The sequence below is a fragment of the Hoeflea sp. CAU 1731 genome, from assembly GCF_039888615.1.
In the GTDB taxonomy this organism is placed as follows: domain Bacteria; phylum Pseudomonadota; class Alphaproteobacteria; order Rhizobiales; family Rhizobiaceae; genus Flavimaribacter.
The window spans coordinates 93,035-107,137 of the sequence record NZ_JBDQQS010000003.1 but is presented as its reverse complement, the minus strand read 5'-3'; the positions used below and the strand labels follow the sequence as shown (position 1 = coordinate 107,137).

8 protein-coding genes and 2 pseudogenes are annotated in these 14,103 nt (G+C 59.1%); 7 read left to right on the top strand and 3 right to left on the bottom strand.

Translation table 11 applies throughout. The features are described from left to right. Positions 1–5: 5 nt before the first annotated feature. Complete coding sequence (locus tag AAFN47_RS06920; protein WP_499808693.1) at positions 6–1,499, bottom strand: FAD-dependent oxidoreductase; 1,494 nt, start codon at positions 1,497–1,499, stop codon at positions 6–8. 200 nt (positions 1,500–1,699) lie between these two features. Here AAFN47_RS06920 and AAFN47_RS06915 point away from each other — a divergent pair, with 200 nt between their 5' ends. Genes AAFN47_RS06915 through AAFN47_RS06895 form a run of 5 tightly spaced genes read left to right on the top strand, consistent with a single transcriptional unit; the run spans position 1,700 to position 8,304 of the window. Beyond that, complete coding sequence (locus tag AAFN47_RS06915; protein WP_499808474.1) at positions 1,700–2,788, top strand: hypothetical protein; 1,089 nt, start codon at positions 1,700–1,702, stop codon at positions 2,786–2,788. Positions 2,789–2,813: 25 nt separating this feature from the next. Next, on the top strand, positions 2,814–3,965 hold the full coding sequence (locus tag AAFN47_RS06910) for a hypothetical protein (protein ID WP_499808473.1): 1,152 nt from the start codon (positions 2,814–2,816) through the stop codon (positions 3,963–3,965). Then, positions 3,962–5,878, top strand: coding sequence for an AAA family ATPase (locus AAFN47_RS06905; RefSeq protein ID WP_499808472.1), 1,917 nt, complete (start codon positions 3,962–3,964; stop codon positions 5,876–5,878). The genes AAFN47_RS06910 and AAFN47_RS06905 overlap by 4 nt, the downstream gene beginning before the upstream one ends. A 7-nt stretch (positions 5,879–5,885) precedes the next feature. Then, positions 5,886–7,175 carry a DUF6638 family protein gene (locus AAFN47_RS06900; protein ID WP_499808471.1) on the top strand — a complete coding sequence of 430 codons (1,290 nt, stop codon included), beginning with the start codon at positions 5,886–5,888 and terminating at the stop codon, positions 7,173–7,175. Between the two features lie 4 nt (positions 7,176–7,179). Then, positions 7,180–8,304, top strand: coding sequence for a DUF2333 family protein (locus AAFN47_RS06895; RefSeq protein WP_499808470.1), 1,125 nt, complete (start codon positions 7,180–7,182; stop codon positions 8,302–8,304). Between the two features lie 51 nt (positions 8,305–8,355). Here AAFN47_RS06895 and AAFN47_RS06890 read toward each other — a convergent pair. Together AAFN47_RS06890 and AAFN47_RS06885 are read right to left on the bottom strand one after the other, a co-directional pair. Beyond that, a pseudogene (locus tag AAFN47_RS06890) lies at positions 8,356–8,616 on the bottom strand (type II toxin-antitoxin system RelE/ParE family toxin); the annotation flags it as partial. Between the two features lie 27 nt (positions 8,617–8,643). Beyond that, positions 8,644–8,833: pseudogene (locus AAFN47_RS06885) on the bottom strand (ribbon-helix-helix domain-containing protein). Between the two features lie 206 nt (positions 8,834–9,039). Here AAFN47_RS06885 and putA point away from each other — a divergent pair. Together putA and AAFN47_RS06875 are read left to right on the top strand one after the other, a co-directional pair. Then, positions 9,040–12,144 (top strand): bifunctional proline dehydrogenase/L-glutamate gamma-semialdehyde dehydrogenase PutA, encoded by a 3,105-nt coding sequence (putA, locus tag AAFN47_RS06880; protein ID WP_499808469.1) that lies wholly within the window; start codon positions 9,040–9,042, stop codon positions 12,142–12,144. 132 nt (positions 12,145–12,276) lie between these two features. Then, positions 12,277–13,956: a formate--tetrahydrofolate ligase gene (locus AAFN47_RS06875; protein ID WP_499808468.1), complete on the top strand. Its 1,680-nt coding sequence runs from the start codon at positions 12,277–12,279 to the stop codon at positions 13,954–13,956. Positions 13,957–14,103 lie beyond the last annotated feature (147 nt).

The window sequence follows — 14,103 nt, the reverse complement described above, 5'->3', positions numbered from 1 at the left end:
GCAAATCAGGCAGTCAGCCCCACTTTCTGCATGTATTCTTCCAGGAGCGCCATCTCAGTCTCCTCGACAATAGCGCCGACATATCCATCCGGACGAACGAGGGCCCATTCACCAGGCGCTGGGCCATAGGCCTCGCTGAAATAGCTCCAGACATCGACGAGCTCTCGACCCGCTCCGATCCTGTGGATATTCAATCCCTTGCGCGCGGAGGGATAGCCATTGCCGGTTTCGTATCCGATCAAGGTCCAGTGCGCGCCTTTGAAAATCTCGAACAGCCTGCGCGTCTGACCTGCGGCGCCCTGCAGAGGCGCATCAGGCGCGCGGTCTCCCGCGCGCAGGCAGCCGGTGCGTTCCGGTTCTTCCAACAGCAGCGGCGAATGCGGATAACCGATGTCAAGCTGTACGACGTCGCGGCCCCGCCGCATTTCGCCGTGCTTGAGTTCGTCCAGGAGTTTGGTGGCGAGGCCCAACATGCCAGCCGCCACCGGCCGTCGCTCAGCCTCATAGCTGTCGAGCAAGTTGTCTGGCGCACCACCCAGAACCGCCCCGAGTTTCCAGCCGAGATTGTAGGCGTCCTGGATGCTGGTGTTAAGACCTTGTCCGCCGGTTGGCGGATGGATATGGGCGGCGTCTCCGGCAAGGAAAATGCGTCCAACGCGGTAACGATCGGCAAGGCGCGCGCTCATTGTGTAGGAGGACGACCAGTCTGCCTGTATAATTGCAATATCGTCGCGCCCGGTGCGTTGCTGTACCATTGATTGAAGACCGCCGAGCGAGAGGTCCGCTTCGCTTTCGAGCGGGATGGGGGCCTGCAACTGGAACAGATCGGTTCCGGCAAGCGGGCATATCGAGAGCTGTTCCGCCTCGTTTTTGCGATACATATGCCAAGCGTCACGGTCCAGACCCGTCAGCCTCACATCCGCGACGATCGACCGAGTCTCCAGCGATTTGCCTTTGAAGCCGACATCGAGTGTATGGCGCACAAAGCCGCGGCCGCCGTCCGAGCCGACGAGATAGCGCGCGCGCATGGTCTCTTCTCGACCATCGTGGCGGATGCGCGCATCTATACCTCTTTTGTCCTGTTTCAGCCCGACCAGGTCGCAGCCGTAGTCCGGTTTATGGCCGAGTTCTGCAAGCCGGTCGCGCAACACCCCTTCCGTCAGATATTGTGGAACCATGAGAGCCAGATGGTAAGGCTCGGCCGGCGTTGGATCGACGTGTTCGGCGACCGGGATATCGGTGAAACCGCCGTCGCTGCGGTGTTTTCGCTGGGGCGGGTACAACCCGCCGACAGCAACGAGACGGTCGAGAATCCCGAGATCCTCGAATATCTCCTGGCTGCGCGGCTGGATACCCTTGCCGCGCGAGCCGCGGAAGGGTTTGTCGATCTTGTCGATTAGCCGGAAGGAGACGCCTCTTCTGGCGAGGTCAATGGCAAGCACCAGTCCAGCCGCGCCCGCGCCGCATATCAGAACGTCGGCTGCCGTCTCCATGGCGATACCCAATTTTCTTCAATTGACGGTCAGGATACTACAGTAGATCAAGAGACGATACTTGTGCGGAGCCTCCCAGGCGCCCTCGCGGATAGCGTGTGATTCTTTTAACAACAACAACATTCACTTCTTGTCTTGCAGTTGCATTGTGTTGTCACAACATAGATGCATGTATGCTTGCAGGCGGGTGAAAGAGAGGGAATCGGATGGCGAAGCTGCAGAATATGGACGCGGAGATTGAAAAGACCCGCGATATCGTCAACGACATGCGGTCAAAGATCGAGAAATCGGGGGCGGTGCTACAGGAATTTTCCAAAGCCGAGACCAAACTCGGGGACGCGGAATTCGAGATCGAGAATGCGCGTATCGAGGACGTCATCCGTCAGCAGAAAGTGATGGAAGGCAATATCGCCGATCTCATCATTGGTCTTGAGGACGCGACAAACGTCTTTGGCGCAGAGTTCGAGAGCATGAAGAATTTTTCCGGTTGGGAGAAATTCGTCGGCGTCTTTTCCAAGCAACGCATGCAGCGCCTGCGCACCGACCGGGTGCGCAACATGTCCCTGTCCGACAATCTTCAGGAATTGCTCGCGAAGTCTGACGCCATCGTCGGCATTTTGAAGGAGCAGAAATCCATCCTTGAGGACCGTTACACGACATCCGAGGCCAGTCTGGTCCAGGTGATCGAACGACGCAAATCGACGATGGCGAATCTCGAGACCACGCAAGCCCGCATCGAGGAACTCAACCCGTTGCTCATGGATATCGAGAACAAGATCGCGGCGTCCACTGACCAGTCGACCCGCACGCAACTTGAATCCGAACGCACGGCGCTCGCAACCGAGTATAACCAGTCGCAGGCCAAGGAGCAGGAGTTGCTGGCCGAAAGCCAGACGCTGGAGCGCTACACGTCAATGTTCCAGACCTTCGTCGATTCCCTCAACAACCAGATCGCCGCCCAGAACACGCTGATCAACAAGCTGACCATCGATACCGAACAGCGCATCGTTCTCTACAAGGCTCTGGAAGATTCACTGAAAACTGCGGCCCAGCAGGACGTCGCCCACAAGATCAATACGCTCGGAAGCCAGGTCGACACTGCGGCCGAGGAAACCATGGCCGGCATCGGTTCGGCGGCGCAGCGCCACATCGCCGATCTTCTGGAAATGCACGAGAAGAACATGCTTTCGACACAGGACATCCAGCGCCGCAAGAAACTGGCTGACGACGCCTTCGCCAGACGGTTTTCGGAGGTGATGGAAAAGCACAACGCCTCCGACTACGTCCAGTCCTGACGCAACGAGCCGTATCGGCAGATCGATGAAAAACGCCAACAGCCAGGCGGAGCGGTATTTCGACGCGATGCGCGCCGCCCTTGACGGGCTGGACGTGTTTCTCGGCGACCGGACATCGCCCTTCTACCAGCACGGGCTCATCGCCCAAGTCGTGAGCGCCTATATCGAACGTCTGAACGGGACCTTCGATTGCTGGCGGAACCGCATCGGCTTCACAGACCGTTTCCGAATTCAGCGCGCGGAAAGCGGTTTTCCCGTCTATCACAACGTGCTTGAGCTCGCGAATGACCGGAAATCCGCCAAAAGGCGGCTCGCCGTGTTGCCGGAAGCCGAAGATCTGCGGCGGCAAATGGTCGACCACATCTTCACCAAGCGAAGTTTTCCCGCGGGACAGCAGGAAAAACTCGCCGAACGGCTGTATCTCGAATCGCTTCGAAAGGGCGATCTTTTCCTACCTTTCATGCTTCCGGAAACGGTCAAGGTTTCGGTCAATCCGAAGAGCGGCCGGCCCTACTGCTTGGTGCATTGGGGCATTTTCGACGGCACGCGCTCTCTGCCGATGGTCTATCTCGCCGTCATCGAGGATTCGAGCAGCAAACTGACCGAAATGCTGGTGACGGAAGACAACCGGCTGAACCGGAACATCGAGATTCCACTGCCCGTGGAAGGTCTGCTCAATCCGCTGATTGCACACGAGTTCGACGCCTTTGCAGAAAAGAACAGCGCCTATTCGCTGTCGCCGGCCACGATCGCTGTCAATATGGACAAGGATTTCGACGAACTGCATCCAAAGCAGTTGCACCGTTTCGTGCTGGGGCCGTTTTACTCAGCCGGAATCACCGAGCACAACAACCGGGTGACCGACGTGCTTTCCCGGGTCAGCCGACCGGAGAACGCCTGGATGCTGACGTGGACGCTGCAGGAAGTCGTGTCGAAATCCGAGAGGCCTGCGCGTCACGGCCTTTGGAGCAGCCAGCCCGCGAAACAGGAGTTTCATATCGAAACCAACGATCTCGAAGCCACGCGACAGGGCGTGAGCTATTACGAAAACCATGCGCTCGTAACGCACGACGCCTATCAGGCTCTGTTTGCGAGCAGTGAGGCGGCCGACGTGTTCCGGGGCTATTCGGTGCACGTGATTTCCGGCAACCAGATCATCAGCGAGGTTCACCAATGAGCCGCAATGCAGGCCTGACGACCATTCACGAAGACGATATCGACACGCATATTCCAACCGCGCAGTCGATGGTGACGCGGACCGTTATCCTGGAGCACGACGACGGACGGTCGAACACAGCGCTGGCGGGGACCGGCAGGCGTTTCGTTTCAACGGTGTCCACCGGTTCGGCGCGCAGAACCAGGCAGGTGGAGTTCAGCAAGACCGTTGCCGAGGTTCCACCGGTTGACGAAATGCTGTCGATCCCGAAACACGCGCTTCTGTATCGCGCCCGCCGCGGGCTCGCGGTCGCGCTGGCGATCGCCGATGACTTTGCAAAGCAGAGCGATCTTGAGAGCTTGAAATCGCGCAACCGGGCGTCGCCGTTGGCGGGCGACGACGCGATACGTTTCAAGGCACTCCTTTCAGCTTCTTCCTATGTGGCGGCGTTCACCTTCGCTGCCTATCTCAGCCAGTTGCTCGACGGCGAGATGGAGCCGGTCGCCGACTCGAAAGAGCCTGCCTACGAATTCGACACCCCGCAGGACGCGCTGAAATCTTTGCTTGCGGGCCTCGACATGGCGATCAGTGACAGCCCGGACGAGATTGCCCTGATAGCGCGCGCCAAGGCCTTTGCCCGCACGGCGATCGAGGGCCTTTTGCAGCGCCGGGCGCGCTTCACAGGGCTCGCCGGATTCGCCGAGGCGCATATACGGATCGAGAAGGACGATTTCACGCTTAATGGCTTCGAGGTGGCGCCCGGAGAAAAACGCAAGCCCCTTGTCATGAGCTTCAAGAAGCCGAACGAGATCATCGGCAATCACATCGCCAAATACCAGGCGATGAAGCTCGCCAAGATGCTGGTCGCTTACGACTTCGACAGGCAGATGAACCCGTTCGTCGAACTCGGCGGCTTTCTTTTTACATTCATCGGCGACGGAATGCCGGGCACCGGCAAGACGATCCTGATCCGGATGATCGCGGGACTGATCAACGACTATTGCAGGATCGCCGGCTACAATTTCCACTACGAGAATTTCGGCGTTGACCAGATTTCCTCCTATCAGGGAAAGTCCGGCCAGAACTGCAAGGAGTTCGTCAACAATGTCGTCAATCCGCGGGCGATCGGTTTCGGCACGATCGACGACATCGACCAGGTTGCGGCCAGACGTTCGGACGATCGCGCTTCCGCCGGTCAGCACGAGGTGACCGCGGTTCTGATGGAAAGTTTCGCAGGGGCCTCCACCGTGGTGCGCGGCAATTGCTGTTTCGGCATGTTCTCCAACTATCCGGAGAATGTGGACGATGCGCTTCGCCAGCGCGCCGGCGCTCGCTGGCTGGTCGACGGACCGCAGAGCAGGGACGACTATATCGATATCTTCGTGCTGCTTGCCGGCAAGAACCACGACATTCCGCTCGGGTCGCATTCGCTGTTCGCCGGGCAGGAAATCAACCGGGCGGTGGCCGCGTCATACGAGGGGCATGAACGGCCCAAGGAAGACGGACTCGTCGCCGTGTGGGACGCCTTTGCAAAGGAAAGGGGCGAACCACGGACGATGGCTGATATCGGTGAATACCTCTACAGGATCAAGCGGGCCGAGCCGCGCTTTACCGGACGCGCCATCAAGAACATCACCGATGCGATCAAGCTGCGGGCGATGGATATCGACCTGCCGGATGAATGGTTCGAAACGCCTGAAGCTTTCATGCACAAGACTTACGACGACAAGAAAGCGATGATAGAGGACCTGCGCGGTCCTTTCACGATCGACATGGTTCTGCAGGAGATCAACCGCTACGCCGATTCCGAGTTTCGATACACCGACAAGTCCGACGACGCCGCCGTGCAGGAGATCGTTCGCCGCGAGCGGCAACGCGAAAAGGCCGTGCGAGAGATCGAAGACATGAAACGCGACGGGCGTTGGCAGGCCTGATTTCGCCATGGAACGTCTTCTCGAAAGCAAGTTGATCTACGGCCGGCTCATGGAGATCTCCGAGCCGCACCTCATCGAGCGCTACAATCGCGCCATGGCTGCATTCGGCCTGCCTGGGACACAGCTTGAAGCGTTCGATATCGATATGACCGGTTTTTCGCCTCAAATCGCCCTGGAGCTCGATGACCGGAATTATCTGGATCCGAACCGGATCAATCGCCGTTTCATCATCCTGTCGCCATTTCAGGAAAGCCTTCCGGTGGTTCATACGAGTTTCTCCAACACGGCGTCGCTGATGCATCAGTTTTTCCAGGCCAATCGACGGGCTGTCCACGCCGTGACGATCCGCGATGCCCTTTACGGCGAGATCGAGGAGCATGTTTCGCACGTGCAGGAGATCGAGGACCTGCTTTCGATTAACGAAGTCACATTTCATGTGCGGGCGGCTGACGGAACCCTGGCGAAATCGGAGGAACTGCGCGAACTGGCGGACCGCTTGCTGACTGCGCCGAATGCATGGCGCAACGACGCCATGATCGAGCGCATGGTGGAGCTTGTCCGGCACACGGGCGACATCCGCCAGAACGACCTCGTGCCCGACAAGCTGGTGTTCCGGCAGGACGCCTATTGGACCAGCCATTTCGGCGGTCTGTTCGTATTCGCCGACGATCGCGACCTGACGGTCATATGCGACCCCGCTGCTCCAGGTTTCCGTCGTTCCAGGCCCTGGCAGGTCAGCTATCTGCCGCTGGACGATCATGATAGAGTTTTCCGGTTTCTGAATCAGAGCGGACGCATCGAGACGGCGGACCCGGGCTGGCTGAAAGCCTCCGGCTTCCTCGAACACCGCATCGAGATGGCGCTATGGGCGCTTGTCAACCGGACACAGCCGGATATCGATTTTTCCGGAACGGACGATCAGTGGTTGCACAACTGGAGTCTTCGTCACGCCGATCTCGTCGCGCAGGACAGCGATCTCACCTTTCTTCGGGGCGTTTCGAGACGGCTGGACAATGGGGTCGATGTCGACATCAACGACATGCCGGCATCCTTGCGATTCCTGCTGACCCGCGCCGACCCGTCGCATCCGGACCGCTGGCTGACGAACCAGCTTATCAGTCTGATGGCGCCGTCCGATTTCGTCTCGCGTTTCATTTTCGACAAGCCTGGCTTCTATGCACTTTACGAGGATTACAGCGATGGCTTTCGCGCCCATGTTGTGGCAACACTCACGCGTACCTATCTGCAGGACAAGCGCGCCTTCCGCCAACGCCTCTACGGACTAGACGAGGACTGAGACCATGCTGGACCCGATCATCGCCTTTTTCGAGCGCATCTTTCACTGGATCGGACATGGCATCGGCCTGTTGATCGCCTGGATCCTCTGGCCCTTCCTGCTGCTTGGACGGTGGTATCGCCGCAGGGGATTCATTTTGCGCGCCGTGATCGGGGTTTTGGTGCTCGGTTTGTTTGTGCTCTATGGCCTGTTTTTCTGGAACGCGCTCTGGATCAGGAATTTCGATCCCGACTACGTCGCGAAGTTCCAGCAGGATCGCCTAAAGACCGGAGCCGGCGAGCAAACGTCGATCGAAAACAGCTCACAGACCACGCGCACCTGCAGCCGGTCGGCGATCGTCGACGCGCTTGCCGAACTGATAGAATTCAACGTCGACCAGAATCGCTGGATGTCGTCGATGGTGCTCTACAAGCTCGGTTTTTTCGGGATCGACTGGGACTCGACGCCGTTCCTCGACAACAAGGCGTCGTTCCAGCGCGGCGCACAGCAGGCCGTGCAGCGCACGGCGATCGAGCTGGTCGACGCACTTGGACGCGTGCGCGGAACCTCGGCGGCGGATGAGGATCTCACACGCGCCAGAGGACGGCTGCAGTATGACGAATACACCTGGTATTTCACCCTGTCGCCGCCATCGCCGATTCTGCCGACGCCGGACGCCTATCGCGAAGGCCGGGAACGGCTCCTCAAGTTCAACGACAGGCTGGAAAACTGCAACGCCGTCTTCGATGTGCGCGCCGACAATCTGATCCGCTTTCTGGATCGTATCGCCAGCGATATCGGATCGACGTCGGCGGCGCTGCGCGACCGGTCGGACGCCTCGAACGCCGGATGGTTCGACACCCGAGCGGACAACCAGTTCTGGTATGCCTACGGTCAGCTTTACGCCTATTACGGCATACTGAAGGCTGCGCATGCGGATTTCGCCGACATCATCGAATCGCGACAATTGACCGACGTCTGGGACACGATGGAAGAGCAGCTTCGCTCCACGCTCGAACTCGATCCGGTCATCGTCTCCAACGGGCGTGAGGATGGCTGGATCATGCCATCGCATCTGACGACCGTGGGGTTCTATCTGTTGCGGGTTCGCTCGAATCTGGTTGAGCTTCGCTCGATTCTGGATCGGTAATAGCCAACTGTTGAGATCACAGCGCCAATGCACATCATCCGATTTGCCTGATTAACCTCGTGGGTCGTTGATCCAGTCTTCGCGGGCGTGGCGAATGCGAATGATCAAGACCTGTCGGTTCTCTTCATTACGATAGATGATGATAAGAGAGCTGTGCGGATAAACCCTTATGTCAGCAGGAGAAAGTTCCACACGTTCTCTTGCCATGTAGGGATTGTCAGTCAGAATTTCGAAGGTGCGCACAAGTTCGTGGCGGCATGAATCTGCCTGGTCTATTCCGAAGCTGTGTGCTCCCTGGACATATATGTTGACGAAATCTTCCTCGCCTTGCTGGTCAGCCTATAGATTACTGCCTTTGGCGCTGACTACCGCCTTGTCGCGGGCCAGGTCCGAAATTTCCTTCTCATTGCGTGTACACACGCCACTCTCAAGACCTTCATCGACCAGTCGCTGCATCTCGGCGATCTTGTTGTTGCGTTTCAACCCATTCCTTCATGGAATCCGGCAGCGAAACATTCATGGTTGCCATTGGATGTTACCTTGCTCGCATTGATTTATGACATGTTTTGACAATCGTTTTCAAAATAGCGAAATGCGGCGTGATATCGGTAAGCGACCTTTAAAGTTTCCTATATTTTTTGGTATTTCTAGGGGAAAATTTGAAATTATCTACGATAATTAGAGATTAATTGCAGAGAAGTCGTCGTATCATCGCAGATATCACAGGAGATCGCCATGAACGCCCCGTTTTCCGATGAAAGACTCCGGTTTTCCGCTCCCTATGCAGGCGACGACGATGCGCTGATCAAGGGTTTTGCGTCGCAGTTGCAGTTTGACGTCGATCAGAACGCCCGGATCGATGAACGGGCTACACGGTATATCCGCGCCATACGGGATAATTCGGGCTCGATCGGCGGCATCGAGGATTTTCTGCGGGAATACGGCCTTTCGACGCCCGAGGGATTGGCGATGATGGTGCTGGCCGAGGCCCTGTTGCGGGTGCCGGATGCGAGAACCCAGGACCAGCTTATCGAAGACAAACTGAAGGAAGGCCACTGGAGCGAGCATACGCCGCACGGCGAGACGTGGTTCGTTTCCGCGTCCGCCTGGGCGCTCGGCATGACGGCGCGGGTGATCCGGCCGGGCGAGACGCCGGAATCGGTCATGCAGGGCGTCGTGCGTCGACTTGGCATGCCGACGGTGCGCACGGCGACAAAGCAGGCCATGCGGTTCCTCGGTTACCATTTCGTGCTCGGCGAGACCATCAAGGACGCCCTTGAGCGCGCAGAAAAGAACGAGCAGCGCGGTTATCGCCACTCCTTCGACATGCTGGGCGAGGGCGCGCGGACAGAAGAGGATGCGCGGCGCTACTTCAAGTCCTACGCCGATGCGATTGAAGCGATCGGCAAGGCCGCCGGCAAGAAGACGCTGCCGGACCGGATGGGCATTTCGGTCAAACTCTCCGCGCTTCATCCGCGTTATCTCGCAACCCATCGCGACAGGGTCATGAAGGAACTCGCGCCGAAGCTTCTCGAACTGGCGCACATGGCGCGCCGTCACCAGCTCAATTTCACGGTTGACGCCGAGGAGGCGGATCGCCTGGAGTTGTCGCTTGACGTGATCGACGCCGTGTTTTCCGACCCGTCGCTCGATGGCTGGGACGGGTTTGGCCTTGCGATCCAAGCCTATCAGAAGCGGGCGCCGCAGGTTATCGACCACATTGATGCGCTTTGCCGTTCCACCGGACGCCGGATGATGGTGCGGCTCGTCAAAGGCGCCTATTGGGATACGGAAATCAAGCGGGCGCAGGAGCGCGGGCTTGCGGACTATCCGGTCTTTACGCGCAAGGCGGCGACCGATGTTTGTTATCTCGCATGCGCAAGACAATTGCTCGAGGCAAGAGAGCGCATTTTTCCGCAGTTCGCGACACATAACGCCCTTACTGTCGCCACGATTCTGGAAATAGCCGGCGACGATCGCTCGGGCTTCGAGTTCCAGCGCCTGCACGGCATGGGCGAAGCCCTCTACAAGGCCGTCCTGAAGGACAGCGCTCCGGTCGCATGCCGGATCTACGCTCCGGTCGGCGGGTATCGCGATCTGCTTGCCTATCTTGTCAGGCGACTTCTCGAAAACGGAGCAAATTCCTCTTTCGTTACGATCGCCGGCGACAATAAAATTCCGGTTTCAGATCTTCTGAAACGCCCGGCCCTCATGCTGCAACTTGACAAGCGAAGTGCGCGTCACTCGCAGATCGGCCTGCCGTCCGAGATCTATCCCGATCGTCGCAACTCGGCCGGCGTCGAATTTGGTCATCGCAGCGAACTCACCGCTTTGCTGGAGGGTATCGGGCAGGCGGGATCAGCCGTTGCCGCCGCGCCGCTGCTGCCCGGATACAAGGTGTCTGGCGGGGAAGTCACCGTGGTGTCTCCAGCCGATCCGTCGGACCAGGTGGGCGTCGTCCGGTTTGCCGATCCGCAACAGGTCGATGAGGCAATGAAAGCGGCGCGCAAGGGCTTTGCCTCTTGGTCGCGTCTTTCGGCCGAAAAACGCGCCAAGGCGCTGGATAAGGCGGCGGACGCCCTTGAGACCAGCCGTGACCGGATGATGAACCTGCTTGCCCGCGAAGCCGGCAAAACCCTGGACGACGGCATCGCCGAAATTCGCGAGGCAGTGGATTTCTGCCGCTACTACGCCAACCAGGCGCGGCGCCAGTTCGGCAAGCCCACCGTGATGCCCGGACCAACGGGCGAGGAGAACCGCTACGGGTGGCGCGGCAGGGGTATTTTCGCCTGTATCAGCCCGTGGAATTTCCCGTTAGCGATCTTCACGGGGCAGGTGACAGCGGCGTTGGCCGCCGGCAATGCGGTCATCGCCAAACCGGCCGAACAAACGCCGCTGATCGCTTACGAGATGGTTCGCATCCTGCATCAAGCGGGCGTTCCGGAAGACGCGCTTATCTATCTACCGGGGGCCGGGGATGTCGGCGCCGCCTTGACCGCGCATCCGGAGATTGACGGCGTCGCCTTTACCGGTTCGACCGAAACGGCAAGAGCGATCAACCGCAGCCTCGCCGCCAAGGACGGACCAATCGTTCCGCTGATCGCAGAAACCGGCGGGCTCAACGCCATGATTGTTGACGCAACGGCGCTGCCGGAACAGGTGGCCGACGACGTCGTCATGTCGGCGTTCCGTTCCGCCGGCCAGCGCTGCTCGGCGCTGAGAATCCTTTTCCTTCAGGACGATGTCGCCGATTCCATGATCGCGATGATCGAAGGGGCGGCAAGGGAACTGTCTATCGGCGACCCGAAACTCGCCTCCACCGATATGGGGCCGATCATTGACGAGACGCAACGTCGTATGCTTGCAGAACACGTCGCCGCGATGGAGAAATCGCAGAAGGTGCGCTATGCCGGCGAAGCTCCGGAACGCGGCACGTTCTTTGCGCCGCATATCATCGAACTGGACAAGGCGTCAGCGTTGAAGGAGGAAGTCTTTGGGCCTGTCCTGCATGTGGTGCGCTGGAAATCGAAGGATCTCGAGAGGGTTCTGAAAGATATCGGTTCGACAGGCTATGGCCTGACGCTCGGCGTCCACACACGCATCGAGGCGACGGTGGGCAAAGTCGTTTCAGCGCTCGACACCGGCAATGTCTACGTCAACCGCAACACGATCGGCGCCGTAGTCGGCACGCAGCCTTTCGGCGGTTCCGGCCTGTCCGGCACCGGCTTCAAGGCGGGCGGCCCGCACTATCTCAGCCGCTTCGCGCAGGAGCAGGTGGTGTCGATCAACACGGCGGCGGCCGGCGGCAATGCGACGCTGCTCGCGATCGGGGACGAATGAGCCGCTTCCGGTCGACTTGTCGCGAATGACGCATTTTTCGACTTTATTGGACCTTTAGGCGTTCGGGTTTTTGGGCTCTAAATTGTGCTGCGGCTTTGAGAAAGGTCGCAGTGTCTATCGGGAGGAACCTAAATGGCCGAAGTCAAGTCCGACATCGAAATCGCGCGCGGCGCTTCCAAGAAGCCGATCCTCGAGATTGGCGAGAAACTCGGCATTCCGGGCCACAGTCTGCTGCCCTACGGGCATGACAAGGCGAAAGTCTCGGCCGAGTTCATCAAATCGCTTGAAGGCAAACCCGACGGCAAATTGGTCCTTGTCACCGCCATTAACCCGACTCCGGCCGGCGAAGGTAAGACCACCACGACGGTGGGTCTCGGCGACGGTCTCAACCGCATCGGCAAGAAGGCGGTGATCTGTATTCGCGAGGCCTCGCTCGGCCCCTGCTTCGGGGTCAAGGGCGGCGCCGCCGGCGGCGGCTATGCGCAGGTGGTTCCGATGGAGGACATGAACCTGCACTTCACAGGCGACTTTCACGCGATCACCTCCGCGCACAATCTTCTGTCAGCGATGATCGACAATCATATTTACTGGGGCAATGAGCTCGGCATCGATCTGCGCCGCGTTGCCTGGCGTCGGGTCATGGACATGAACGACCGGGCCTTGCGCGAAATCGTCTGTTCGCTCGGCGGCGTGGCGAACGGGTTTCCGCGCGAAGCCGGTTTCGATATCACCGTCGCCTCGGAAGTCATGGCGATCCTTTGCCTGGCCACCGACCTGCAGGATCTGGAAAGACGCCTCGGCGCCATCATCATCGGATATCGCCGCGACAAGACGCCAATTTTCTGCCGCGACATCAAGGCCGACGGCGCCATGGCCGTGCTGCTCAAGGACGCAATGCAGCCAAATCTCGTTCAGACGCTGGAAAACAATCCTGCGTTCGTGCATGGCGGTCCCTTCGCCAATATCGCGCATGGCTGCAATTCTGTCGTGGCGACGACCACGGCCCTCAAGCTCGGCGACTACGTCGTCACCGAAGCCGGATTCGGCGCCGACCTCGGAGCGGAGAAATTCTTCGACATCAAGTGCCGCAAGGCGGGACTGAAGCCCGCCGCAGCCGTGATCGTCGCAACGGTGCGCGCAATGAAAATGAATGGCGGCGTCAAGAAGGAGGATCTTGGCGCGGAGAATGTGGAGGCCGTCGAAAAGGGATGCGCCAATCTCGGTCGCCACGTCCAGAACGTCAAGAAATTCGGCGTCCCGGTGATTGTCGCGATCAATCACTTCATCTCCGACACCGCCGCCGAAATCCAGGCGGTCAAGGACTATGTCGAAACCCTGGGCACGGAGGCGGTCCTGTGCCGGCACTGGGCCGAGGGTTCGAAGGGCATCGAGGATCTTGCGCACAAGGTGGTGGCCCTCGCGGAATCGGGTAAGTCGCAATTTGCGCCGCTCTACGCCGACGACATGTCGCTGTTCGAGAAGATCGAGACGGTGGCGAAGAACATCTACCACGCTTCCGAGGTCATCGCCGACAAGTCGGTGCGTGACCAGTTGAAACAGTGGGAGGATCAGGGTTACGGAAACCTGCCGGTCTGCATGGCCAAAACGCAATATTCCTTCTCGACCGATCCCAATCTGCGTGGCGCGCCGACCGGCCATACGGTTCCGGTGCGCGAGGTGAGGCTGTCGGCCGGCGCTGGTTTCATCGTTGTGATAACCGGGGCCATCATGACGATGCCGGGGCTGCCCCGCACGCCGTCGTCGGAACATATTCGCCTGAACCAGCAAGGCTATATCGAGGGCCTGTTCTGAATGCCTCATCGCAAATTGACGCTCGCGCCATCTTGCATGGGGCCGCGCTTGGCGCTAACAAGGCCTTATGAGAAACGCTCGTAACAACATGAACTGGTGGTGGGTTCGCTAAAAGCGGCCGCGACAAGTCATGTGTGACGACAATGC